The organism is Ruania alkalisoli, assembly GCF_014960965.1.
GTDB classification, from domain to species: Bacteria; Actinomycetota; Actinomycetes; order Actinomycetales; family Beutenbergiaceae; genus Ruania; species Ruania alkalisoli.
In genome coordinates, this window is record NZ_CP063169.1 from 1 (window position 1) to 24,838 (window position 24,838).

Annotated in this window: 19 protein-coding genes and 2 tRNA genes; 18 read left to right on the plus strand and 3 right to left on the minus strand. The window is 64.9% G+C overall.

The genetic code is table 11. The features are described 5' to 3' along the window. Positions 1-406: 406 nt before the first annotated feature. The 13 genes from dnaA to IM660_RS00060 all read left to right on the plus strand — a co-directional run bounded on the left by dnaA (position 407) and on the right by IM660_RS00060 (position 14,723). Complete coding sequence (dnaA, locus tag IM660_RS00005; RefSeq protein WP_246465359.1) at positions 407-1,831, plus strand: chromosomal replication initiator protein DnaA; 1,425 nt, start codon at positions 407-409, stop codon at positions 1,829-1,831. 516 nt (positions 1,832-2,347) lie between these two features. Further along, positions 2,348-3,472: a DNA polymerase III subunit beta gene (gene dnaN / locus IM660_RS00010; protein WP_193497434.1), complete on the plus strand. Its 1,125-nt coding sequence runs from the start codon at positions 2,348-2,350 to the stop codon at positions 3,470-3,472. A gap of 27 nt (positions 3,473-3,499) precedes the next feature. Continuing rightward, positions 3,500-4,399 carry a phosphogluconate dehydrogenase (NAD(+)-dependent, decarboxylating) gene (gene gnd, locus IM660_RS00015; RefSeq protein WP_193497435.1) on the plus strand — a complete coding sequence of 300 codons (900 nt, stop codon included), beginning with the start codon at positions 3,500-3,502 and terminating at the stop codon, positions 4,397-4,399. Between the two features lie 19 nt (positions 4,400-4,418). Beyond that, positions 4,419-5,591, plus strand: coding sequence for a DNA replication/repair protein RecF (gene recF, locus IM660_RS00020; RefSeq protein ID WP_193497436.1), 1,173 nt, complete (start codon positions 4,419-4,421; stop codon positions 5,589-5,591). Next, entirely contained in the window at positions 5,581-6,159 is a 579-nt protein-coding gene (locus IM660_RS00025; protein WP_246465051.1) for a DciA family protein, read from the plus strand. Before recF ends, IM660_RS00025 begins: the two co-directional genes overlap by 11 nt. Positions 6,160-6,382: 223 nt before the next feature. After that, the gene (gyrB, locus tag IM660_RS00030; protein ID WP_193497438.1) at positions 6,383-8,419 is read left to right on the plus strand and encodes a DNA topoisomerase (ATP-hydrolyzing) subunit B; all 2,037 of its coding nucleotides are present in this window, start codon (positions 6,383-6,385) and stop codon (positions 8,417-8,419) included. 34 nt (positions 8,420-8,453) lie between these two features. Further along, positions 8,454-11,024 (plus strand): DNA gyrase subunit A, encoded by a 2,571-nt coding sequence (gene gyrA / locus IM660_RS00035; protein ID WP_193499137.1) that lies wholly within the window; start codon positions 8,454-8,456, stop codon positions 11,022-11,024. Beyond that, entirely contained in the window at positions 11,024-11,677 is a 654-nt protein-coding gene (locus IM660_RS00040; RefSeq protein WP_193497439.1) for a DUF3566 domain-containing protein, read from the plus strand. Before gyrA ends, IM660_RS00040 begins: the two co-directional genes overlap by 1 nt. A 106-nt stretch (positions 11,678-11,783) precedes the next feature. Then, positions 11,784-11,857, plus strand: a tRNA-Ile gene (locus IM660_RS00045). A 23-nt stretch (positions 11,858-11,880) separates the two neighbouring features. Next, positions 11,881-12,000: a DLW-39 family protein gene (locus IM660_RS19705; RefSeq protein WP_210769046.1), complete on the plus strand. Its 120-nt coding sequence runs from the start codon at positions 11,881-11,883 to the stop codon at positions 11,998-12,000. A gap of 42 nt (positions 12,001-12,042) precedes the next feature. Further along, positions 12,043-12,115, plus strand: a tRNA-Ala gene (locus tag IM660_RS00050). Positions 12,116-12,151: 36 nt separating this feature from the next. Then, positions 12,152-13,201: a hypothetical protein gene (locus IM660_RS00055; RefSeq protein WP_193497440.1), complete on the plus strand. Its 1,050-nt coding sequence runs from the start codon at positions 12,152-12,154 to the stop codon at positions 13,199-13,201. Between the two features lie 52 nt (positions 13,202-13,253). Then, positions 13,254-14,723: a DNA cytosine methyltransferase gene (locus tag IM660_RS00060; RefSeq protein ID WP_193497441.1), complete on the plus strand. Its 1,470-nt coding sequence runs from the start codon at positions 13,254-13,256 to the stop codon at positions 14,721-14,723. 482 nt (positions 14,724-15,205) lie between these two features. Here the strand turns inward: IM660_RS00060 and IM660_RS00065 are convergent, their stop codons facing one another. Both IM660_RS00065 and IM660_RS00070 read right to left on the minus strand, forming a co-directional pair. Next, entirely contained in the window at positions 15,206-16,258 is a 1,053-nt protein-coding gene (locus tag IM660_RS00065) for a LacI family DNA-binding transcriptional regulator (protein ID WP_343072107.1), read from the minus strand. Next, on the minus strand, positions 16,255-17,400 hold the full coding sequence (locus IM660_RS00070) for a LacI family DNA-binding transcriptional regulator (RefSeq protein WP_246465052.1): 1,146 nt from the start codon (positions 17,398-17,400) through the stop codon (positions 16,255-16,257). The genes IM660_RS00065 and IM660_RS00070 overlap by 4 nt, the downstream gene beginning before the upstream one ends. 133 nt (positions 17,401-17,533) lie before the next feature. Between IM660_RS00070 and IM660_RS00075 the strand changes: the two genes are divergently transcribed. Genes IM660_RS00075 through IM660_RS00090 form a run of 4 tightly spaced genes read left to right on the plus strand, consistent with a single transcriptional unit; the run spans position 17,534 to position 23,415 of the window. After that, positions 17,534-18,841, plus strand: a complete 1,308-nt coding sequence (locus IM660_RS00075; RefSeq protein WP_193497443.1) for an ABC transporter substrate-binding protein — start codon at positions 17,534-17,536, stop codon at positions 18,839-18,841. Further along, entirely contained in the window at positions 18,838-19,755 is a 918-nt protein-coding gene (locus IM660_RS00080; protein ID WP_425503848.1) for a carbohydrate ABC transporter permease, read from the plus strand. The genes IM660_RS00075 and IM660_RS00080 overlap by 4 nt, the downstream gene beginning before the upstream one ends. A 14-nt stretch (positions 19,756-19,769) precedes the next feature. Beyond that, positions 19,770-20,585 (plus strand): carbohydrate ABC transporter permease, encoded by an 816-nt coding sequence (locus IM660_RS00085; protein WP_193499140.1) that lies wholly within the window; start codon positions 19,770-19,772, stop codon positions 20,583-20,585. A gap of 28 nt (positions 20,586-20,613) precedes the next feature. Then, positions 20,614-23,415: an alpha-L-rhamnosidase gene (locus IM660_RS00090; protein ID WP_193497444.1), complete on the plus strand. Its 2,802-nt coding sequence runs from the start codon at positions 20,614-20,616 to the stop codon at positions 23,413-23,415. Between the two features lie 93 nt (positions 23,416-23,508). Here IM660_RS00090 and IM660_RS00095 read toward each other — a convergent pair whose 3' ends face one another. Beyond that, positions 23,509-24,402 (minus strand): helix-turn-helix transcriptional regulator, encoded by an 894-nt coding sequence (locus IM660_RS00095; RefSeq protein WP_193497445.1) that lies wholly within the window; start codon positions 24,400-24,402, stop codon positions 23,509-23,511. Between the two features lie 240 nt (positions 24,403-24,642). Here IM660_RS00095 and IM660_RS00100 point away from each other — a divergent pair, with 240 nt between their 5' ends. Beyond that, entirely contained in the window at positions 24,643-24,834 is a 192-nt protein-coding gene (locus IM660_RS00100; RefSeq protein ID WP_193497446.1) for a ferredoxin, read from the plus strand. The last annotated feature ends 4 nt before the right edge of the window (positions 24,835-24,838 follow it).

Consider the following 24,838-nt stretch of genomic DNA (forward strand, 5'->3'; position numbering starts at 1 on the left):
GAGTCCGCGTCAGGTCCATCACATCACGGTGCCGCACGTCCCCTGGGCCTACGCCCATCACCACCGGCCCGCTCTCTAGCGGCTCCTCACCACGGCGTGCTCGGCACACGCTCGACCGAGCGGTCATCGCACCACCCCCACCTTCACCCACAACTGTGGACAACCGGTGGCGGGAGGTGCCCATCCACAGTTAGAGTCACAACTTCCAGCACGACGTTCCTCCGGTCGCAACTCGCACCAGGACGCGGTACGTGCCTGAGCGGAGAGTTTCACACAGACTGTGGATACAGTTGTGGATCAACGCCGTCGAGAAGTCCGAGAGCAACTGCGTCCCACAGGGGGTCACGTGTCCGAGTCGCCCGTGGATCCAGCCGACCTCACCAAAGCCTGGGATCGTGCCTTCGAGATTCTCAGCCAACGAGGTGATCTGGCAGGGGCGCAACTGGGTTTCATCCGGCTCACCAGGCCACTCGGTGTCATCGATGAGACCATCCTGCTCGCTGTCCCCAGCGATTTCGCCAAGGACTTCATCGAGACCCGGGCACGGGAGTCGATCATCGCCGCCCTCACCACCGCCCTGGATCGCACTGTCCGGGTGGCGGTGACGGTCGATCCGTCGCTCGAGGACGCCGTCCCGGCCGAGCCTCCCGCCAGCGTGGACCCGGAGCCGAATCTCCGCGAGACACCCCCGCCGCCCAGCCAGATCGCCGATCCGCCGCGCGCTGAGCGCCCGCCGCGATCGGAGACCTATCGCTCCGAGAACCGCCCGGACAACTACGCCACCGGTGTCGACCCCTACGCCCGGCTGAACCCGAACTACACCTTCGACACATTCGTGATCGGTTCGAGCAACCGGTTCGCACATGCGGCCGCGACCGCCGTCGCCGAAGCTCCGGCGAAGGCCTACAACCCGCTCTTCATCTACGGTCAGTCCGGTCTGGGCAAGACGCACCTGCTGCACGCAATCGGCCACTACGCCAAGAGCCTCTATCCCGGCATCCGGGTGCGGTACGTCAACTCGGAAGAGTTCACCAACGACTTCATCAACTCGATCCGCGATGACAAGGCGGAGGCCTTCCAGAAGCGGTACCGCGAGGTGGACGTCCTCCTCATCGACGACATCCAGTTCCTGCAGGGCAAGGAACAGACGATGGAGGAGTTCTTCCACACCTTCAACACCCTGCACAACGACAACAAGCAGGTGGTCATCACCTCTGACTTACCGCCCAAGCACCTGAACGGGTTCGAGGACCGGATGCGGTCTCGCTTCGAGTGGGGTCTGATCACCGACGTCCAACCGCCGGACCTGGAGACTCGAATCGCCATCCTTCGCAAGAAGGCCGGGGCGGAGTCGCTGCAGGCGCCCAGTGAAGTGCTCGAGTACATCGCTTCGAAGATCTCCTCCAACATCCGCGAGCTCGAAGGCGCACTCATCCGCGTCACGGCATTCGCCAACCTCAACCGCCAGACGGTCGACCTGGCTCTGGCGGAAATGGTCCTCAAGGATCTGATCACCGATACGGACGGAGCCGAGATCACACCCTCGGTGATCATGGCCCAGACCTCGGCGTACTTCGGAGTCACGATCGAAGCCCTGTGCAGCGCCGATCGCTCCCGGGTGCTGGTCAACGCTCGCCAGATCGCCATGTATCTGTGCCGCGAGCTCACCGAACTCTCCTTGCCGAAGATCGGCCAGGTCTTCGGCGGACGTGACCACACCACCGTGATGCACGCCAACCGCAAGATCCGCCAGCAGATGGCCGAGCGACGATCTACGTTCAACCAGGTCACCGAGCTCACCAACCGCATCAAGCAGCAACAGCGGGCCTGAGCCTGCTCAGCGTTCACGCAGCCCCTCTGACCAGGGACGATGGACGCGTCCATGCACAGATGTGGATGAATCTGTGGATGGCCGTGGATAGCCGGGCCCCATCCGTGGACGAATGACATCAATCTCGTGGACGGCGGCTGTGCACGCACGCCCGGTCCACATGCCTCCCGTCACCCTGTGAGGTGTAGTTCATGCATCCATCCACACCCTCGCGCGGCCGCTGACCTGCAACAACGCCGCTTACCCACATCCTCCACAACACCGATGACGAAGATGACACTTATCTCCGGACATCAGGGTGTGAACAACCAACATTGCCCCTCTGGCCACTCCAGGGGCCCCTCAGGTGGATCTCACGACCCAAGAGATGACAACCTGTCGCCCGGAGTGCTCCGTGTCGTCTACTGTCGAGACGGGACGCACGACTCTCGATCTGTTGATCGAGGACGTATGACACCGCCAGTCACTATGCTCGGGAGCCCCGAGTGCGCATGAACGAGGAATGAGGCCGACATCGTGAAGTTCAGGGTGGAGCGAGACGTCCTGGCGGACGCCGTTACGTGGACAGCACGCACCCTGCCGAGCCGTCCGCCGTCCCCAGTACTGGCTGGCGTGCGCCTCGAAGCCGACGGCACCGGCCTCGTCCTGTCCACTTTCGACTACGAGGTGTCCGCTCGCTCGGCCGTCGTCGCCGACGTCGAGGTGCCAGGCAGCGTCCTGGTCTCCGGCCGCCTCCTCGCCGAGATCTCCAAGGCACTACCGAACAAGCCGGTCGAGGTCAGCGTCGAAGGTAACCGTGTCAGCGTCGTCTGCGGTTCGTCGCGCTTCACCTTGCTGACCATGCCGGTCGAGGACTACCCGACACTGCCGGAACTTCCGGATGTCACCGGCAGTATCGCGGGAGATTCTTTCGCTCAGGCCATCTCGCAGGTCACGATGGCAGCTGGTCGGGACGAGACCCTGCCGTTGCTGACAGGTGTGCGGGTCGAGATCGACGGTGATGCTCTCACCATGCTGGCCACCGACCGTTACCGCCTCGCCATGCGGCAGATCACGTGGTCTCCCGCGGCACCGTCGGTCTCCCGGGTGGCACTGGTCCGGGCTCGAACGCTCTCCGACGTCGCGCGGAACCTCTCCAACGCCGGGTCCATCGATATCGCCCTCGCCGACGGTGGCGACATCATCGGGTTCGAAGCCGGCGGCCGGCGCACCACCTCGCTTCTCGTCGACGGTGAGTACCCACCGGTCCGTCGCCTGTTCCCCGACCAGACGACGACGCATACGATCACCAGCACTCATGAGCTGGTCGAGGCTGCCAAGCGCGTCTCGCTGGTTGCCGAGCGCAACACTCCGATCCGGCTCTCCTTCAGCGAAGGGCAGGTCGTCCTCGATGCGGGACAGGGTGATGATGCCCAGGCCACCGAGGTGCTCGAATCCACCCTGGTCGGTGAGGAGATCTCCACGGCATTCAACCCGCAGTACCTGTTGGACGGACTGAGCGCGTTGAACACCGACTTCGTGAGGCTCTCCTTCACGCACCCGTCGAAGCCTGCCGTCATGACCGGCCAGGACGATGCGGACGGCACCGATCACGCCGAGGAGTTCCGTTACCTGCTCATGCCCATCCGGTTCGGAGCCTGATCACCACCACGCAAGGAAGGCGCGCGCATGCACCTCGGACTTGTCGGACTCGGCAAAATGGGCGGCAATATGCGCGACCGCCTGCGTGCTGCCGGTCATCACGTCACCGGATATGACCGCAATCCCGAGGTCACCGATGTTGCCTCGCTTGAGGACCTGGTCGCTGCGTTCGACGCGGAAGAACGCACGGTCGTCTGGGTGATGGTGCCGGCCGGCGAGATCACTGAAGCGGTGATCACCGAACTCGCCGGCTTGCTCTCAGCAGGCGACGTGATCATTGACGGTGGAAACTCCAAGTACGTCGATGACCTGCGCCGTGCGGAGCAGTTGAGCGCTTCCGGTATCCAGTACGTCGACGCCGGCGTCTCCGGCGGGATCTGGGGCAAGGAGAACGGGTACGGCCTCATGGTGGGCGGGGCTGACGATGTCATCGACTCACTGATGCCGATCTTCGATGACCTCCGCCCCGATGGACCCCGGAATGAGGGTTTCGTCCACGCGGGGCCGGTCGGTGCGGGCCACTACGCCAAGATGGTCCACAACGGCATCGAGTATGGCGTGATGCAGGCGTATGCCGAAGGTTACGAGATCCTCGCCGCCAAGGACGAGCTGATCACCGATGTCGGTGCCATCTTTGAGGCATGGCAGCGAGGCACGGTGGTGCGCTCATGGCTGCTGGAACTCCTGGTGAAGGCCCTCAACGAGGATCCGGACCTGGATGACATCCGTGGATATGTCGCAGACTCTGGTGAAGGGCGCTGGACCGTGGAGGAAGCAATACAGCGGGCGGTGCCTGCACCGGTGATCAGCGCAGCGCTCTTCGCTCGTTTCGACTCCCGCCAGGAAGACTCCCCGGCGATGAAGGCTGTTGCCGCGTTGCGCAATCAGTTCGGCGGGCACGCCACCAAGCCGTCGGCAGACGGCTGATCGCATCACATCGACAGGCATGTACGTCTCTGACCTCGCCCTCACCGACTTCCGCTCCTACCATGAGGCGCTGCTGTCCCTGGATCCGGGGATCACTGCTTTCGTCGGTCCCAATGGGCAGGGAAAGACGAACCTCGTCGAGTCGATCGGCTATCTGTCCACGTTCTCCTCGCACCGGGTCGCCTCCGATGCGGCGCTCGTGCGGCACGGCGCCTCCCGGGCGATCATCCAGGCGAAGGTGGTCAGTGACGAGCGGACCTCGGTGCTCGAACTGGAACTCGTCTCCGGCAAGGCGAACAGGGCGCGTCTGAATCGTTCCCCGATGCCGCGTGCCCGCGAGCTACAGGGCATGCTCCGAACTGTCGTTTTCGCCCCCGAGGATCTCTCGCTCGTCAAGGGCGATCCGGATGGCCGGCGCCGCTTCGTCGATGAGCTGCTCGTGCTGCTCAGCCCCAAGCTCGCCGGTGTCCGTTCCGACTACGAACGGGTCGTTCGGCAGCGCAACGCCTTGCTCAAGTCGGCTGCGGGTGCACGTCGAGGCGGTGGAAACGCGGATCTGCGCACGCTCGACGTCTGGGACGAGAAGGCTGCAGCCGCAGGCGCCCAGCTGACCGCCGCCCGGGTCAGGATGCTGCGTGACCTGCGACCACATGTGCAGAGCGCTTACGAACGCGTCAGCTCAGGGCAGAGCCTGGCGGAGATCGCTTACCGCGCCACCGTCCAGCAGGCGATGTCCGATCAGGGCAGCGAGTCTGGCGGAGAAGAGGCGCTCACGAACGCGGACCTGGTGGAGGCTCAGCTGCTGGAGGCGATGTCGCGGCTGCGGCCCAAGGAGATCGAGCGCGGCGTCAGCCTCGTGGGCCCGCACCGTGACGAACTCGAACTGCGCCTCGGTGGACTGCCGGCGAAGGGATATGCCTCCCACGGGGAGTCGTGGTCGTTGGCGTTGGCGCTGCGCTTGGCGAGCTATGAGCTGCTCAAGGCCGATGACTGGCGGTCCGATGGCGAACCCGTGCTCATCCTCGACGATGTCTTCGCCGAGCTCGACAGCCGACGTCGCAACCGGCTGGCTGAGTTGGTCGCCAAGGCCGAGCAGGTGCTCATCACTGCCGCTGTCGCAGAGGATGTGCCGGAACAGCTCGAGGGTGCCCGGGTCGACGTCATGGGATCGGTGGCCACCCGTGTCCGCTGACGATGCCCCCGGCCAGGAGCCGGGGAAAGGGCCCAACGACGGCGTAGCTGAGCCCGATCAGGATGAAGCCGCCCGTAGCGCGCTGGCCAGGGCCCGCGATGCTGCCCGGGCGAAGGGCCTCCGCACGGCACGCCCTGGGACGGCTACGCCGCGCAAGTTCCGCCGTCATGACGGAGTGGTGTTCGAATCGGCGCCGGGGCATGGCAGTGGGCGAGACCCAGCACCTCTCGGAAACACCGTCGACGCACTCGCCCGGCAGCTGGGTTGGAGCCGGCCGCTATCCATCGGTGGCGTGATCGGGCGGTGGCGAGAGGTGGTCGGCGACCAGATTGCCGACCACTGCACACCCGAAACGTTCGACGAGGGAGTCCTGATCGTCCGAGCCGATTCCACGGCATGGGCGACCCAGATCCGGTTGCTGATCCCTCAGCTGGATCGACGCCTGGCCGAGGAGGTCGGTGAGGGCGTCGTCACCCGGATCCAGGTGCTTGGTCCCGGGGGGCCGACCTGGCGCCGCGGACCCCGTGTTGCGCCTGGCGGCCGTGGCCCACGCGACACTTACGGATGATCTGCCGGAGCGAACGCCAGGCTCGCAGTCGAGTCAGCGACACAGTCCTGTGGACAAACGTGTGGATATTCGTCTGTTCGGGCTGGTGAGGGGTAGAATCGCACGGACCGCCTGAGGGTTGTGGGATACGTTCCACCGCGCGCGGGCCGGCGTCCGCCTGCATCGGCTCCAACCGGAGGCGGTGCGGTGGGCGCACTGATGACGATAGGAGAGCCAGACGAACGTGGCTGACGAGACTTCTGAGCCAGCACCCGGGCAGCACACCGCCGGATCCACTGGCTACGACGCCGGCAACATCACCGTTCTGGAAGGGCTCGAAGCAGTCCGCAAGCGACCCGGGATGTACATCGGGTCCACCGGGGAGCGCGGACTGCACCACCTGGTCTACGAGGTGGTCGACAATGCGGTGGACGAAGCCCTCGCGGGATACTGCGACCACGTCCAGATCACGCTCCTCGCCGATGGTGGCGTACGTGTGATCGACAACGGCCGCGGCATCCCGGTCGCGATGCACCCGACCGAGGGGCGCCCGACCGTCGAAGTGGTCATGACCGTGCTGCACGCCGGCGGCAAGTTCGGTGGCGGCGGCTATGCCGTCTCCGGTGGTCTGCACGGTGTGGGTATCTCGGTCGTGAACGCCCTCTCCACCCATGTGGTGACCGAGGTCAGCCGCGACGGCTACCACTGGCGTCAGGAGTTCTCCGACGGCGGCGCTCCGCTGGGTGAGCTGCAGCGCCTTGCGCCGACAGATGAGACCGGTACCACGCAGACCTTCTGGGCGGATCCGGGCATCTTCGAGACCATCGACTACGACTTCGAGACGTTGCGTTCCCGGATGCAGCAGTACGCCTTCCTCAACAAGGGGCTGCGCATCACACTCACGGACGAGCGGCACGGCGACACCGACGACGAGGTGGCCGGCGCCGCCTCTGACGATTCGAACCACCCTGATCACAGCCGGTCGATTAGCTACAAGTACGACCGCGGCCTGCTCGACTATGTCGCGCATCTGAACGCAGCCAAGCGGTCCGATCTCGTGCACCCGGAGCCGATCTCGTTCGAGTCTGAGGACGTCGAACGCACGATCTCGCTCGAGATCGCCATGCAGTGGACCGGCGCGTACTCCGAAAGCGTGCACACCTACGCCAACACGATCAACACCTCTGAGGGCGGTACGCACGAAGAGGGATTCCGGTCAGCGATGACCACGTTGGTGAACCGGTACGCCCGGGAGAACAAGTTGTTGCGTGAGAAGGACGACAACCTCACCGGAGACGACATCCGGGAAGGGCTGACCGCCGTCATCTCGATCAAGCTCGGCGAGCCGCAGTTCGAGGGACAGACCAAGACCAAGCTCGGAAATACCGAAGCGCGCACCTTCACGCAGAAGGTGGTCTTCGACCAGTTCGGCGACTGGCTCGAGCGCCATCCGAACGAGGCGAAAGACATCATCCGCAAGGCGATCCAGGCCTCGGCCGCGCGGCTGGCCGCTCGCAAGGCTCGAGAGGCGACACGCCGCAAGGGTCTCCTCGAAGGCGGTGGCTTGCCCGGCAAGCTGAAGGACTGCTCGACCCGGGATGCATCGCGTTCGGAAGTTTTCATCGTGGAGGGCGACTCGGCAGGCGGTTCGGCGGTCCAGGGCCGGAACCCGGAGACGCAGGCGATCCTGCCGATCCGAGGAAAGATCCTCAACGTCGAGAAGGCGCGGGTGGACAAGGCCCTCGGTAACCAAGAGGTGCAGGCTCTCATCACGGCCTTCGGCACCGGGATCGGCGAGGACTTCGATATCTCGAAACTGCGGTATCACAAGATCGTGCTGATGGCCGATGCCGATGTGGACGGCCAGCACATCTGCACCCTGCTCCTCACCCTGCTGTTCCGGTACATGCGCCCGCTGATCGAAGGCGGCTACGTCTACCTCGCGCAGCCACCGCTGTACCGGATCAAGTGGACCAACGCTCCGCACCAGTACGTCTTCACGGACAAGGAGCGCGACGCGATGCTGGCAGAAGGCCTGGCCAAGAACCAGCGCCTGCCCAAGGAGACCGGGATCCAGCGATACAAGGGTCTGGGCGAGATGGACTACCGGGAACTGTGGGAGACCACCATGGATCCCGACACGCGCACCCTGCGTCAGGTGACGATCGGGGAGGCAGCGGCTGCGGACGAGATCTTCTCCATCCTCATGGGTGAAGACGTGGAGTCCCGCCGTTCGTTCATCCAGCGCAATGCCCACGACGTGCGCTTCCTCGACGTCTGAGTAAGGAAACTTCGTGACAGACGACATCACCCCTATGCCCGGCGACGCGGCGGAAGTCATCACCGATCGCATCGAGCAGGTCGACCTGCAGCTGGAAATGCAGCGGTCCTACCTCGACTACGCGATGAGCGTGATCGTCAGTCGTGCACTGCCCGACGTGCGCGACGGTCTCAAGCCGGTGCACCGGCGCATCCTGTACGCGATGTTCGACGGCGGATACCGCCCGGACTCCTCGTTCTCGAAGTGCTCGCGCGTGGTCGGGGACGTGATGGGGCAGTTCCACCCCCACGGCGACAGTGCGATCTATGACGCGATGGTTCGCCTCGTGCAGCCGTGGTCGATGCGTTATCCCCTGGTGGCCGGCCAGGGGAACTTCGGCTCCCCAGGTAACGACCCTGCAGCGGCGCCGCGGTACACCGAGTGCAAGATGGCACCGCTCGCACTGGAGATGGTGCGTGACATCGACAAGAACACCGTCGATTTCGGGGACAACTACGACGGGAAGACGCAGGAGCCCACCGTCCTGCCGTCCCGGATCCCGAACCTGCTGGCCAACGGCAGCTCTGGTATCGCCGTCGGGATGGCGACCAATATTCCCCCGCACAACTTGCGTGAGCTCGCCGAGGGCGTCCATTGGCTGCTACAGAACCCTGAGGCGACAGCGGAGGAGCTGCTCGCAGCTCTCTTACAGCGCATCAAGGGGCCCGACTTCCCGACCGGTGCGCAGGTGCTGGGGCTGCGCGGTATCGAGGACGCATACCGGACCGGGCGGGGTTCGATCACGATGCGCGCCGTGGTCGAGGTGGAGGAGCTTCAGGGTCGGACCTGCCTGGTGGTCTCCGAGCTGCCGTACCAGGTGAATCCCGACAACCTCGCGTCGAAGATCGCCGATCTTGTTCGTGATGGGCGTGTGCAGGGAATCGCCGACATCCGCGACGAGACCTCCGGTCGAGCCGGTCAGCGCTTGGTCATCGTCCTCAAGCGCGACGCGGTGGCGAAGGTGGTGCTGAACAACCTCTACAAGCACACGCAACTCCAGGACAACTTCGGCGCCAACATGCTCGCCCTCGTTGACGGCGTGCCGCGGACATTGAGCCTGGACGCGTTCATCCGGCACTGGGTCGCGCACCAGATCGAGGTCATCGTCCGGCGCACCGAGTTCTTGCTCAAGCAGGCCGAGGATCGCATCCACATCCTGCGCGGGCTCATCAAGGCCCTCGACGCCCTGGACGAGGTCATCGCGCTGATCCGTCGCTCTCCCACGGTGGAGGAGGCGCGTACCGGTCTGCGTGAGCTGCTCGGGATCGACGAGATCCAGGCGAATGCGATCCTGGAGATGCAGCTGCGGCGCCTGGCGGCACTCGAGCGGCAGAAGATCCTTGACCAGTTCAAGGCCCTTGAGGCGGAGATCGCCGACTATCAGGACATCCTCGGTTCTCCGGCCCGTCAGCGCACGATTGTGGGCGACGAGCTGACTGAGATCGTCGCTAAGTTCGGCGACGAGCGTCGCACGACGATCCTTCCGTTCGACGGTGAGATGTCCATGGAGGACCTCATCCCGGAAGAGGATGTGGTCGTCACCATCACGCGAGGTGGGTACGCCAAGCGCACCCGCACGGACAACTATCGTGCGCAGCACCGCGGCGGCAAGGGTGTGCGTGGCGCCCAGTTGCGCGGTGACGATGTGGTGGACCACTTCTACGTGACCACCACCCACCACTGGCTGCTGTTCTTCACCAACCTCGGCCGGGTCTACCGGGCCAAGGCGTACGAACTGCCCGAGGGTAGCCGCGACTCCAAGGGCCAGCATGTAGCCAATCTGATGGCGTTCCAGCCTGGCGAGGAAATCGCTCAGGTGCTCGATCTGCGCGACTACGACCAGGCCGAGTACCTGGTGCTCGCGACCAAGAGCGGTCTGGTGAAGAAGACACGGCTGGGCGAGTACGACTCCTCACGCACGGGTGGTGTGATCGCGATCAACCTGCGCGAGAACGGATCCGGGGAGCTGGACGAGGTCGTGGCCGCCCGGTTGGTGAACTCCGACGACGATCTGCTGCTGGTCTCCCGGAAGGGGCAGTCGTTGCGCTTCAGCGCCACCGATGAGGCGTTGCGACCGACAGGTCGGGCGACCTCCGGCGTCACGGGCATGAAGTTCCGTGAGGACGATTCGCTGCTGTCGATGGACGTGGTGCGCGAAGGCTGGGACCTGTTCGTCGTGACCGAGGGTGGCTTCGGCAAGCGCACCCGGGTGGACGAGTACCGGGTGCAGGGTCGCGGTGGTCTCGGCATCAAGGTGGCCAACCTGGTCGAGGCGCGTGGTGATCTGGTGGGCGCACTGATCACCGGCGAGGACGATCAGGTGCTCGTGATCATGGAGAAGGGCAAGATCGTCCGCACGGCGGTCTCCGAGGTCAACCTCACCGGACGCACCACTCAGGGCGTGACGTTCGCGAAGCCGGACGCCGGGGACCGCATCATCGCGATCGCCAGGAACGTGGAAACAGCAGTGGAGGACGAGGTCGAGGCATCGGCCGACAGTACCGAAGGTGCTCCTGATGGCGTACCGTCGGGCGAGTCCCCAGCTGATGGGCAGGAAGAGAGCTGATGAGCGAGCAGACTCCGCGGCCGACCACACCTCCGGTGCGCACCTCCACGAAGACCTTCCAGCCCGGTGAGCGACGCGCACCGAGCGTGCAGCCGTCGCGCGTGGACATGCCCACCCAGCAGCAACCGGCAACGGTTCCTCCGGCTGGTGGTCAGTCGCAGCCACAGCCGGCTCAGTCGCAACAGCCCTCGCAGGGCAGGCAGCAGCATGGCGCACGGCAGGGCGACTCCTCGGCAACCCCTGGTCGGGCAGCCGGGGCCGCGAGTGCGAGTGAGTCGAAAGTCGACAGCGGCCCGCGCCGGGTACGGTTGGCGATCTCCCGCGTGGACCCGTGGTCGGTGATGAAGTTGTCGTTCCTGCTCTCCATCGCGATAGGGATCGGGATCGTCGTCGCCACTGCGGTGGTGTGGGGTGTACTGAACTCCATGGGCGTGTTCTCCCAGGTTCAGAGCCTGATCGATGAAGTCGGAGCGATGGCCCAGTTCGGAGGTCTGCTGGAGTACGTCGAGTTCTCCCGGGTGATCTCGGTGGCGACCGTGATCGCGATCGTAGACGTCATCCTGCTGACAGCCCTGGCCACCCTCGGCGCGTTCATCTACAACTTGGTGGCGGCCATGGTCGGCGGGTTGCACCTGACCCTCACCGACGACTGAGTCGTTCAGCCGCAGACGTGACGCGTGCCACGTGGATCTGTTTTGGAGCCGGTGCGCGCGCTGAGGTAGTCTCTGGGGGCGCCCATGCGGGGGTTCCCGGGGCAACGGGCCTATAGCTCAGACGGTTAGAGCGCTTCCCTGATAAGGAAGAGGTCGCTGGTTCGAGTCCAGCTAGGCCCACACCCGCCACGAACGGAGACGATATGAAGAAGGTGCTCGTCCTCGTCGTGGTGGCCGTGGGAGGTTTCCTCGCGTGGCGCAAGATCGCCGAGGAGCAGGCCAACCGCGACGTCTGGTCCGAGGTCACCGATCCGCTTCCGTGAGCGGCCGGCGACGACCGGGCAGTATCCTAGATCCACCCTCACGGGGCCGTAGCTCACCAGGTAGAGCGCCGCTTTTGCAAGGCGGAGGTAAGGGGTTCGAGTCCCCTCGGCTCCACCCACCAAGGTCCATGTTGTGGCAGGATCCGTGACGATGAGTGAAAACCTGCCCGACCAGGAGACCGAGCGAACTTTTGTCGGCTGCGTGCGAGAGATGCTAGCTCGACCCGACTTCCTGATTCCGCTCGCTGCCGCAGAACGTCAGTATCGTGATCACTACTACGGTCTCAACTCGGCTGCGCTTCTGGAAGATCTATTCTTCGATGCGCTCGGCAACTTCGTCCGGCAGACCCGTCCCGACGTTGGTCTGAGGCGACCACCCACTGGCCAGAAGGGCTGGGACTACGACTTCAACGGACTCCGCATTTCACACAAGGTGAGCCAGAACATCAGTGCGGTTGCGGCGCTCTGGGACGCAACCAGGCAAGACCTCGCAACGTGGTCGTTCGATGAGCCGATTACGTATGTGCTAGGTGGCAACACACCACCGACGCAGGTGCGGCTCGTGCTCGGTGACGGTACCGAGATTCGTTGTCGCGCCGCCGCCAGTCTCACCCCAACCTATCGCCTCGATGGACGGAGCCTGATCGTTGTCAGGTGGCCAAGCTCCGGATCGCAACCATTGCTGCTCAGAGTGGTCGATCTTGTGTCAGCTGTCCAAGTGCGTGAGGCGCTGCCGTTTGGGGAACTTTGGGATCTCATCGCCGACCATGTGAGTTCAGGCGGGCCAGCCAACGATATCGACGTGCTCGTCACGAACCGTCGGACTTCTCCTTCGGAACGAGCTGCTCTCAACCACGCGCTGGGTAGTGACCCAAGCGTCGACATCTCAGTCCCGATGAGAAGCGGTGTCTACATCCTCAGCAGAGATACCCTGCAGGATCTGCGCGTTGAGACGAACAACCGTGCTGTCCTGATACCCAAGGATACGGTTGCCGGACTCCTGACGGAGGCAGTGCTGAGGAGCAACTTCATATCTCTGCCACTTTGGTACTGGGCCTACGCCGAACCCAGGCCCCCAGACATGTACCTTTCACAACGCTTGGAATATGACGGGCTCTTCAGCGCTCGACGCCAGGATCGGCGGCTGTCGAGGGCCGAATCAACATCAGAGGATTCCGCCGACTGGTCCAGTTCGACGTGACACCACGACGCGGCTGCTTGCGTACAGACGTTCGAGCTGGCAACCTATGACTATGGATCAGACTGTCGGAGACCCGCGAGCTACCTTTCGCTACATCGACCTGTTCGCTGGCATCGGGGGCTTCGCAGCGGCGCTCGAGGGCTTCGGCGGTGAGTGTGTGTACTCAGTCGAGATCGACGAGGCTGCGGCCCAGGTCTATGAACGCAACTGGGGTCATTCGCCGCTAGGCGACATCACCCGAGACTCGAACGACGTGGTGATGAACGTCCCGGCGCACGACTTGCTTGCCGCCGGATTTCCATGCCAACCGTTCTCCAAGTCAGGCGCGCAGCGCGGGATGGACGAGGCTCGTGGCACCCTGTTCTGGAACATCATGAAGATCATCCAGGCCCATCACCCCACGATGGTGCTCCTCGAGAACGTCCGAAACCTCGCTGGTCCACGCCACCGACATGAGTGGGACGTAATCATCGCCAGCCTGCGGGACGAGGGCTACCGCGTCTCTGAGCAGCCGGCTGTCTTCTCGCCGCATCTCCTTCCTCTCGAGTTGGGCGGGAGGCCGCAGGTTCGCGAGCGGGTCTTCATCTCGGCAACGTTTGATCCGGACGGAGTGCTCGACGGCGTCCCGGCACTGCCCCCACTTCCGAACCTCACGCTTCGCGGGCCAGAGGAATGGGATCTGATTGCGGATCTCCCGGTTGACCTCGACTTCCACGCGGACTCGATCCAGTTGTCCTCGAACGAGGTCGAGTGGATCGACGCCTGGGAGGACTTCGTCGTAACGATGTGGAAGCATATTCAGCGCGCGACGCCGGAAGGAGCGAGAGCAGCGCTGCCGGGATTCCCCATCTGGGCTGACCACTGGGTGAAGGTTGAGGACCTCGACGGTTGGATAGCGGGTGGCCCCACCCCCTACCGTCCCGTCGCAGCCTTGCCGTCGACATGGGTTGAGGTACCACGGTGGAAACAGAACTTCCTGAGGAAGAACGCGGCCTTCTACACGCGCTTCAAAGCACAACTGGACCTCTGGAAGGTCCGCCACGACATCGAGCGCTTTCCAGCGTCTCGTCGCAAACTTGAGTGGCAAGCACAGGACGCTGCACGGCTTTGGGACTGTGTCCTGCAGTTCCGGCCGTCCGGCATCCGCGCCAAGCGACTCACGCACCTGCCTGCGCTTGTTGCGATAACTCAGACATCGATCATCGGGCCGCTTCGCCGCCGCTTGAGCACACGGGAGGCTGCGCGTCTGCAGGGTCTGCCTGACAACTTCGACTTCGGGACGCAGAGTGACGCTGCGACCTATAGGCAGTTGGGGAACGGTGTGAGCGTAGGGGTGGTGTGGAACATACTGCGGGCACACGCGAATCGGGACGCGGCGATCCTCAGGACCACCGATGTGGGCCGAGTCCTACTACAGGCACTGGTCGACGACGCCCCGAAGAGCCCAGATGACGTCCTCGAATCTGCCGTTGTAGCTGGCCAGCGACGATTCGAGGAGTCGATGCTGCCTGTCGCAGTATAGGAATCATGGACGCCATGCTCCCGAAGCCCCAGCAGGTCGCTGAGCATCCTGGACCGTCTTCGCCAGGCGCCTCGCAGCGAATGAAGGCGGCGAAGCGATGCGATACGGCGGCCTAACTGGCGCTTCGTGCTGAGTTGCACCCGCGCGGAGAAACGTACCGCGTCGCCTATCCCGTGCCCTCGGCACGTCGTCGAACGATCGACGCTGCCTCTTCACCCGCGCACATGTGGCCGTTTTCGTCGACGGCTGCTTTAGGCACCGGTGCCCTATGCACGGTACCGAACCACGTTCGAACAGCGGTTGGTGGAAGGCGAAGTTGAACGCCATTGACTCGAGACCGTGACACGGGCCATCTGCTGAAGGAGCAGGGGGTGGAGTGTCGTCCGTGTGTGGGAGCACGAAGCGCCAACTGATGTCGCGGACCGTGTAGTCGCTGAGCTTCGGAGCAGGCGACCGTGGCGTACCTAGTGTGCCTGACTCGTTCAGTCCCGGGTCGACCCGCGCTCGACCAGCCGCACCGGACTGACCAGATGCTCGGCCTCGCTGGGCGGGTCGTCGCCCATCCTGGCCTGGAGCAGCCGGACCGCGTTGTCGACGATCCAGTCGCTGCTGGGATCAACGCTGGTCAACTCGGGATAGATGTGTGCCCCGATCTCCAGGTTGTCGAAACCGACCACCTGGACGTCCTCGGGAACCTGGCGCCCCACATCGCGCAGGCCGGCGAGAGCCCCGATGGCGACGTCATCGGTCACGCCGAAGACGCCGTCGATACCAGGATCCGCGGCCACAGCCGCGGCGACCGCTCTGCGTGCGTGGGCGATGTCCAGCTGGGTCATGTGAAGAATGAGGCTCTCGTCGGCCTGGATTCCCACCTCGTCATGGGCCCTCAGCCAGCCGAGTGTGCGTGCGCGGGACATTCCGAGCGCGTCCTGGCCCCGCTGTCCGCCGGCGATCAGCACTCGTCGCGAGCCGCGGTCGAGCATGTGCCTCACTGCCAGCCGCGCTCCCTCGACATTGCCCATCATCACGTGGTCGAAGCGCGCCGGAACCTCTCGCTCCCCCAGCAGCACGATCGGGATCGAGTCGCGGATCCTGTCCAGCTCTGCTTCCCGCAGGCCCACCACACTGAAGATCGCGCCGTCGTACATATGCAGCCGTGCCAGCGAGAGCGCCGAGAGCTCCCCTTCCGGGCTTGCCGTCGTCTGCTCGATCACCACCTGCCGCCCCAGGTCTGCGATCGCTCGCGCCACCCGGGCTCCCAGCGCCCCGAAGTAGGCGTGGTCGAACTGCGGGACCAGCAACGCGATGGAGCCGCTGCGTCCGTACCGCAGGTTCCTGGCGGTGAGGTTCACCTGGTAGTCCAGCTCTGCCACTGCCCGCAGCACCCGCTCCCGGGTCTCGGGACTGACTCGGCGGCGGCCGCTGAGCACATTGGAGACCGTCATCACCGACACCCCGGCAGCCCGGGCGACATCGGTCATGGTGGTCATGTGTGGTCCGTTCCGTCGCGGCTCCGTGCTCGGGGACGAGCCTATTCTGTCGTCGTTCCCCGGTGCGGAGCGGGGGCGGTGGAGCCACGCACCCGGAGGTGGACCTGCTCCTCGACCTGGACGGACTCGGTCCGGCCCGCGATCCTCTCCAGCAGGAGGCGAACCGCCTCGGCTCCGATGCGCGTCCCCGACTGGTCCACGCTGGTCAAGGACACCAGTGGATGACTGGCCATCGTGATGTCGTCATAGCCGACCACGGAGACGTCCGCCGGACCCAGGCCTGCTTCGGCTACGGCACGCAGGGCGCCCATCGCGAGCGTGTCGTTGCCGGCGAAGATCGCGGTGGGGGGCTCACGTCTGGCCAGGAGCTCCGCCGCGGACGACTGGGCCTCCAGCTCATCCCCCCCGGTGTACAGGACCTCCGGTTCCAGGCCCCGACGGCGCATCTGCTCGGTGTAGACCGTGTGCCGGATGGCGTGCGGTTCACGCCCCGAACGCTGCCAGTCGGTCGGATCGTCCACCAGGATGTGCTCACGGGCATTGTCGATCGTCAGATGAGTGATGCGAGAGTGGCCGAGATCGAACAGGTGGGCCATCACCTGATCGGTTCCCGACCGGTCCGCCCCTGCCACGGTGTCGTAGTGCGTCGATACGTCGTGGCGGCCGATGATGACCACGGGGATTCGGTCACTGAGCGCTTCCAGCCACGCCTCACCGACCATCGGGGAGATGGCGATGATCCCGTCGACCTGCCTGTCGGCGAGGCTCTGCAGCGCGTTACCGGTCTCGTGCGGGGCGGTGACGGGTGCGACCACCAGTTGGTACGGCGTCCCCACGAGAGTCTCCAGTGCCCCACGCACGATCATCGTGAGGAACTCGTTGCTCACCTGGGCGATCTCGATCCCGAGCGTGTGCGAAGGCCCGCGCATGGCTCGTGCCGCTACCCGGGGACGGTAGCTGAGCTGAGCGATGGCGGCCTCCACCTTGCTGCGCATCTGCGGGCTGACCCCGTAGGCGTTGCGGATGACCTTGGAGACGGCGGCGCGGGAGACCCCGGCCGCGTCTGCCACGTCCTGAATGGTTGCGTTCCGCGGCGCGGCTCCGAGCGAGGTGCTGTCGCCGTGGCCGGGGTGGACCAGTGATGCCGGCCCTTCAGTGGCGTCGTTGCCACGATCTCTGGTGTCCACAGGTCACAGGCTAGTACCAATTGTGTAGATCGGTTGACGAACGCGGATCGTGCCACCTATCGTCGACCCTGAAAGGATTCAGCGACGTGCGCAGAATGACCTGCCGCACTGTCTTTGCGAGGAGGCAAAGCACATGATCCCCAAGACGTCCCGACGGCACTTCGGTGCCGGGGTGGCAGCCGCGGCTGCAGCTGCGCTCGCACTCTCGGCCTGCTCCGGTGGAGGAGATGATGACGGCAGTGTCGAGATCACCTTCCTGTCCACATCGGATGAGGACAACACCGCGCTCGCCGAAGCGCTGATCGACGCATTCGAGGCTGAGAACCCCGACATCACGGTCAATCTCGATGGCCGGCCCGGAGGCACCGAGGGCGACAACCTCATCAAGACCCGGCTGGCCACGGGCGAGATGGCCGAGGTGTTCAACTACAACTCCGGATCGCTGTTCCAGGCACTCAACCCGGACCAGAATCTGCTCGAACTCAGCGACCGGCCGTGGGCGGATTCGCTCACGGACGACTTCACCTCGGTGGTCAGCACCGAGAACGGCCTCTATGGCGGCTCCTATGGCAGTTCCTTCGCCGGTGGCATCGTCTACAACGGCGCGATCTACGACGAGCTCGGACTCGAGGTCCCGCAGTCGTGGGACGACTTCATGGCCAACAATGAGCAGATCGCCGCAGCCGGGTACGACCCGATCATCCAGACCTACGGCGACACCTGGACCAGCCAGCTCTTCGTCCTGGGCGACTACGCCAACGTCCACGCGCAGGATCCGGACTGGGCTGACCAGTACACCGCGCACGAGCGCTTCTATGCGGATGAGCCGGCCCTCGCCGGCTTCCGGCACCACCAAGAAGCCTATGAGTCCGGCTACTTCAACGAGAACTACCCGTCGGCCACCTTTGAGGACGGCGGTGCCATGCTCGCCGAAGGCACCGGGGTGCACTATCCGATCCTGACCACGATCCTCAGCTCCATCCGGTTCAACCACCCGGACGCAGTGGAGGACATGCGCTTCATGGCCATCCCCGCCGATGACCCGCAGTACACCTCCGCCACGATCTGGCAGCCGGACGGTCTGTACATCCCGAACACCGTCGAGGGTGCTGAGCGGGATGCTGCCCTGGCATTCGTGGACTTCGTGACGGGTCCGGACGCATGCGAGGTCTTCATCGAGGCCGTCAATCCCACCGGGCCCTACGTCAACGGTTGCGAGCTTCCGGCGGATGTTCCTCCGCTCGTCCAGGATGTGCAGTCCTACTTTGACGCCGGCAACACGGCACCGGCGCTGGAGTTCCTCTCCCCCATTAAGGGCCCGAACCTGGAGAACATCACCGTCGAGGTCGGCTCCGGTATTCGTGGAGCTGAGGAAGCCGCGGCGAACTACGACCGCGATGTCGAGAACCAGGCACGGCAGCTGGGCCTCGAGGGCTGGTGACCGCTGCAACCACCGAGGTGCGGGCCGGCAGGTCTCGCAAGGCCCGCACCTCGGGCGTCTCCCGTCACGCGTATCCGCTGTGGTTCTACCTGCCTGCGGCGGTGTTGTTCCTGGTGTTCTTCGCGATCCCGACGTTCGCCTCGTTCTACTTCAGCCTCACGCGGTGGACGTTGTTCGACCAGGAGTTCATCGGATTCGAGAACTACGTCCAATTCTTCCGTGAGCCGCAGCTCTATCAGGGCTTCATCAACACCTTGATCTACGGGTTCCTCACCTCTGGGCTGAAGGTCGTGATCGGACTGGCGTTGGCGGTACTCCTGACCTCCGCGCTGGTGGGGCGGCACTTCCTGCGGTCGGTGATCTTCTTCCCGGTGCTCGTCTCCACAATCGGGGTCGGGATCATGTTCAAGGCGCTGCTCGACCCCTTCGACGGGATGGTGAACGGGGCGTTGGAGACGCTCGGTATCACCGGCCCGGGATGGTTGACCGATCCGGACCTGGCGCTGTACTCGATCATCGGGATTGATGTGTGGAAGGGCCTGGGCATCGCATGCCTGATCTACATCGCCGGTCTCGTGGCGATCCCGACCGAGTACTACGAAGCGGCGCGGGTGGACGGTGCGAGCAAGTGGGCAGCCTTCAAGAGCATCACCTTGCCGCTGGTCAAGCCAGCGACCGGGACGGTGATCATCTTGTCGCTGATCGGCGGATTGCGTTCCTTCGACCTGATCTGGGCGACCACCGGTGGTGGGCCTGGCTTCAGTTCGGATGTAATCGGGTCGGTGATCTACAAGCAGTACCAGGCCGGCTTCTACGGTCTGTCGACCGCCGGGAACGTCGTGCTCTTCGTGGTGGTGACGGTGATCATGGTGCCGATCTCGCTGATGCTGAACAAGCGGGAGGTCGAGCAGTGAGGCGTGAACGCACCATGCGGTGGGTGCTGGGCATCGCCGCGATCGCGGTATCCATCGTGATCTTCATCGTCCCCTTCATCTTCATCGTGCTGCAGGCGATGAAAACTCGTCAGGAAGCCTCCGAACTGGCCTTTTCGTGGCCGAGGCAGCTGGCATTCGTGGAGAACCTCATCGAGGTGATCACCCAACGCGACTACATCGTGGCCCGGGCGTTCCTGAACTCCACGATCCTGACCGTGGCCAGTGTGACCCTGCTGGTAGTCATCGCCGCCATGGTCGGCTATGTGATGCAGCGGCGCGCGTCCAAGATCCGCACGGTGGCGAACTTCTTCGTCCTGGCCGGTCTCATCATCCCCCCGGCAGTGGTCCCGACCGTATGGGTGCTGCAGAGCCTGGGACTCTTCGGAACACTGCCTGGTCTGATCCTGATCGAGATCACCTTCGGACTCGCATTCTCGATCCTGTTGTTCCGGGCGTTCGTGAGCACCATCCCCCGGTCGTTGGACGAGGCGGCGATCATCGACGGTGCCAGCCCGTTCCGATTGTTTTTTGCGGTGATCATGCCGCTCATGAAACCCACAGTGGTCACGGTCATCGTCGTGCAGTCGGTGCAGATCTTCAACGACTTCGCCAACCCCTTGTACTTCCTCCCGGGGGACGACAACGCCACGGTGCAGCTCACGCTCTACAACTTCCAGAGCCAGAGCAACAACCAATGGAACCTGTTGTTCATGGACATTCTGCTGATCACGATCCCCCCGTTGGTCATGTACATCTTCTTCAACCGCCAGATCGTCGCCGGCATGACATCCGGCGCCGTCAAGGGCTGACCACGTCGACTATTGGAGCAATGAACGTATGAGTTCTCGCGTCACCCGGGTGCGGGTGGAACGACGCAATGACGCTGCCTTGGCAGATGTCCCCTCACCTCGGCTGAGCTGGGTGGTGGAGTCCGACGAACCGTGGCAGCAGGCCGCTGCTGAGGTACGCCTCGATGGTGGCGAGACGGTCCGGCTGGACACCAGTGAGTCGGTCTTCGTGGACTGGCCGTTCGCGCCGCTGGCCCCGCATTCTCGCCACGAGCTTCAGGCACGCGTCACCTCCACCGACGGCGTCACCACCGACTGGTCCGAGCCGGTTGCGGTGCGTAGCACGTTCCTGGCCGACGGCGAGTGGCGTGCTTCGTTCATCGGCCTCTCCGAGCCTGAGGGTGAGGCGTGCCCGGGACGGGTGCGCGCGGAGTTCCAGGTCCGGGGTCAGGTCCGTGCCGCCACGTTGTACGCCACGGCCGGCGGCGGCTATCAGGTCAGCATCAACGGCGCCGACGTCGACGATGCTGTCCTCAAACCCGGGTGGCGGGACTATCACGAGCGTCTCGTGCATGAGGCCACCGATGTCACGGGCTTGGTGCGCGAGGGATCGAATGCGATCGGGATCCGGTTCGCCGGTGCGTGGTGGACTGAGAAGTTCGGGTTCCATGGCGCCGCCAAGCGCATCTACGGTGACCAGCCGGTGGTCGCTGCACAGCTCCAGATCGAGTTCACGGACGGCTCGACCCAGGTGATCGGGACGGACGGGACGTGGCGAGGGGCCGCCGTCGGGGAGCTGACGGCGAGCAGCATCTATCAAGGTGAGGCGATCGATGGCCGGCGCGCCCTGGCGGGCTGGGATCAGGTGGGCTTTGACGACGCCACCTGGCCGGACGCCGTCGTGCAGGATCTGGGCGTGGTTCCCGAGGCAGACCCGGCCGAACCGGTGCGGCGCGTGGGTGAGGTCGCCGTGGCCGAGGTGATCCGGACGCCGTCCGGCAAGACGATCCTGGATTTCGGGCAGAACCTGGTGGGTTGGCTGCGGGTGCGGGTGAGGGGTCCGGAAGGCCACGTGATCACGGTGCGCCATGCCGAGGTGCTCGAGCACGGTGAGCTCGGGGTGCGGCCGCTGCGGCATGCCCAGGCCACGGATACCTTCGTCTGCTCCGGTGGGGACGATGTGTTCGAGCCGGAGTTCACCTTCCATGGGTTCCGGTATGCCGAGATCGAGAACTGGCCGGAGGAGTTCGATCCGGAGGTTGATGCCGCAGCCTTCACCGCCGTGGTGATCAGCAGCGATATGCGGCGCACGGGCTGGTTCGAGTGCTCGGACGAGCGAGTGAACCGGCTGCACGAGAACGTCGTGTGGGGGATGAAGGGCAACTTCGTCTCGATCCCCACCGACTGCCCGCAGCGGGATGAACGGCTCGGCTGGACCGGCGATATCCAGGTGTTCTCGCCGACCGCCACGTCGCTGTTCGACAGTGACGGGTTCCTGACCTCGTGGTTGCGGGATGTGGCGCTCGAGCAGGCCAGGAGTGGCGGGATCTGCCCGTTCGTGGTGCCGAGTGTGCTGGGGGAGTCGCAGGCCGCGGCTGCGTGGGGCGATGCGGCCACGGTGGTGCCGATGGTGCTCTTTGAACGCTTCGGTGACCGGGCCGCGTTGGCCGAGCAGTACCCCTCGATGAAGGCATGGGTGGATGTGCTGGCCGGGCTGGCCGGGGAGCGGCTGCTGTGGGAGGGCGACTTCCAGTTCGGTGACTGGCTCGACCCGGCGGCACCCCCGGACCAGCCGGGCGGTGCGCGCACCGACTCCGACATCGTGGCCAGTGCGCACGTGGTCCGTTCGGCTGCCCTGGTGGCGAAGGCTGCGGACCTGCTCGGGTTCCCCGAGGACGCCGCGCACTATCGCGACTATGCCGAGCGGGCCCGGAAGGCGTGGGTGCGCGAGTACGTCACGGGCGCGGGCCGGATCGTCTCGGACTCCCAGACCGCGTACGCCATGGCGATCTCCTACGGACTGCTCGATGCCGCGACCACTCAGGCGATGGGGGACCGGCTGGCCGAGATCGTGCGCCGGGACGGGTACGTGATCGGAACCGGGTTCGTGGGCACGCCGATCATCGCGGATGCGTTGTGCGCGACCGGTCACGCCGACGCGGCCGGACGGTTGCTGTTGCAGACGGGGGTCCCGTCGTGGCTGTATGCGGTGACCATGGGAGCCACCACGATCTGGGAGCGGTGGGACTCGATGCTCCCCGACGGGACCATCAACCCCGGAGAGATGACCTCCTTCAATCACTACGCCTTCGGCGCGGTGGCGGATTGGTTGCACCGGGGGGTGGCAGGACTGGCCCCCGAGGCGCCGGGCTATGCGCGCCTCCGGATCGCGCCGACCCCGATCGAGGGGCTCGAGCACGCCTCGGTGCGGCGTGAGACGCCGTACGGGTTCGCTGAGTCTGGGTGGGCCGAGGTTCGCGAGGGCAGGCTGCGGGTGCATGCACTGGTCCCGGCCAACACGACGGCGGAGGTCGCCCTGCCGGGCCAGGATCCGTTCGAGGTGGGGCCGGGTAGGCACGAGTGGGAGGTGGAGGACCCGCGATCCTCGACCTCGGTAGGCTCGATCGGGTGGGACACCCCGCTCGGCGCGATCGTCGACGATCGGCGTGCGCATGAGGCACTGCTCGCCGAGGCCGCGGCGATCGATCCGGGCTTCGGAGACCGGTTGCGCCGGGATACCGACTGGCGTGACGGGCAGCATCTGGCCGGCACCCTGCACGGGGTCACCGGTGAGGTGCGCAATCAGATTCCGGCGATGTTCGAGCGGGTGAACGCCGCGCTCGCGGGCTGATCCACGCAGACACATCCTCCAGAGCGGACCTGGACTGGAGGGTGTGTCCCGTGTATTCAAGGGCTTGTTGGGCACCGTCCGGGTCGCGCGTCACTATGGCCGCAGCTGCGCGGCGGCGTATCGACTTGGCGGCACACCGAATACTGTCCGAAACGCTCGGGAGAAGTAGAGCGGATCTGCGAAGCCCACGTGCTTCGCGACCTCATTCACGCGCATTCCAGTGGTGCGAAGGAGAAGAGCGGCCTCTTCGATCTGCCGCCGCCGCGTCCATGCCAGCACTGACTGGCCGGTGTATCGCGCGAACAGGCGCTGCGCCGTTGTTGTGCTGCAGTCGCCTGCCCTCGCGATGTCATCGACGGTCAGTGCCCGATCGAGGTGTACCCGCACATACTCCATCATCACCTCGAGAACCGCGGGTACGCCGGCATCCTGAGGGGTGCTGGCATACGCACTCGCCTCGGCCAGCAGAACGCCCAGTGCGCGAAGTGCTCCGTCACTCAGTGCCCCTTCGAGGAAGCGCTCCACCGCGTAAGAGCCCAAAGTCACGATGTGACGGCCTGACCCATTGAGTCCGCTCAGCAACTGCGGCTGCTCGGCTTGCTCACCGCGACGCCGCTGCGCATTCAACAGAGGGTCTCCGCGACGCCAGTCCGCGTGCAGCAGCGGGTCACCCGGGCGATGCGCCACCTGTTGAGAGACGGGCACGTCATAGCGATGCCAAGGGACGAGATGGATCGTGCCGACCTTGAACGGGGATCGTTCGTCCGCCACGTACTCGACATCGTGGCGCCAGGGCAGCCGAAGAAGGCACGTCGAATCCAGCTGGAAGCGCTGCCCGCGGCTCGTGATCTGACCCGAGCCGGTCAGCGGCCAGATGAAGGCGACACTGGCCACCTCGGCATGGCGGATCTGCTCCCCCGCCACGAACCGGTACCAGTTCGCTCCTACGATCGCCGGCCCGCCCTCAGGAACGGAATCTCCAGCCACCGGGTTCTCCCTTCACTGGTCATGCGATGAGGAAGGTACGTATCCATTGTTGAACATCGCATCTATCCCGGAGTGACGCCCCAGCCGCTTGCTCGTATTGTCCATATTCTGCCCGATGTTGCCATGGTCACGCCGGCGCCTCCTTCCTACGGTGGAGACAACGTGTTGCTGGCAGGGATCGACTTCATCATTCGCGTCGGAACCAGCGAGCATTCCCTCAGACAGCCGGAGAGACGACTCATGCACATCAGTGTGGACCGCTCGGCCTGCGTCGGAGCCGGGCAGTGTGCCCTTGTGGCCGACGAGGTCTTCGATCAGGACGACGATGGAATCGTTGACCTGATCAAGGCTGAGCCCTCGGCCGCCGACCAGCCTGCCGTCCAGCGTGCCGCAGCGCTCTGCCCGGCTCGTGCGATCTCCATCGAGATGTGACGTC

Bases quoted from the DNA above. Each gene is read 5' to 3' on its own strand.
- IM660_RS19705 (WP_210769046.1), top strand. From the start codon at position 11,881: ATGAAGAAGGTGCTCGTCCTCGTCGTGGTGGCCGTGGGAGGTTTCCTC.
- gnd (WP_193497435.1), top strand. From the start codon at position 3,500: ATGCACCTCGGACTTGTCGGACTCGGCAAAATGGGCGGCAATATGCGC.
- IM660_RS00090 (WP_193497444.1), top strand. From the start codon at position 20,614: ATGAGTTCTCGCGTCACCCGGGTGCGGGTGGAACGACGCAATGACGCT.
- IM660_RS00075 (WP_193497443.1), top strand. From the start codon at position 17,534: ATGATCCCCAAGACGTCCCGACGGCACTTCGGTGCCGGGGTGGCAGCC.
- IM660_RS00055 (WP_193497440.1), top strand. From the start codon at position 12,152: ATGAGTGAAAACCTGCCCGACCAGGAGACCGAGCGAACTTTTGTCGGC.
- IM660_RS00100 (WP_193497446.1), top strand. From the start codon at position 24,643: ATGCACATCAGTGTGGACCGCTCGGCCTGCGTCGGAGCCGGGCAGTGT.
- IM660_RS00085 (WP_193499140.1), top strand. From the start codon at position 19,770: ATGCGGTGGGTGCTGGGCATCGCCGCGATCGCGGTATCCATCGTGATC.
- recF (WP_193497436.1), top strand. From the start codon at position 4,419: ATGTACGTCTCTGACCTCGCCCTCACCGACTTCCGCTCCTACCATGAG.
- IM660_RS00060 (WP_193497441.1), top strand. From the start codon at position 13,254: ATGGATCAGACTGTCGGAGACCCGCGAGCTACCTTTCGCTACATCGAC.
- IM660_RS00040 (WP_193497439.1), top strand. From the start codon at position 11,024: ATGAGCGAGCAGACTCCGCGGCCGACCACACCTCCGGTGCGCACCTCC.
- gyrA (WP_193499137.1), top strand. From the start codon at position 8,454: ATGCCCGGCGACGCGGCGGAAGTCATCACCGATCGCATCGAGCAGGTC.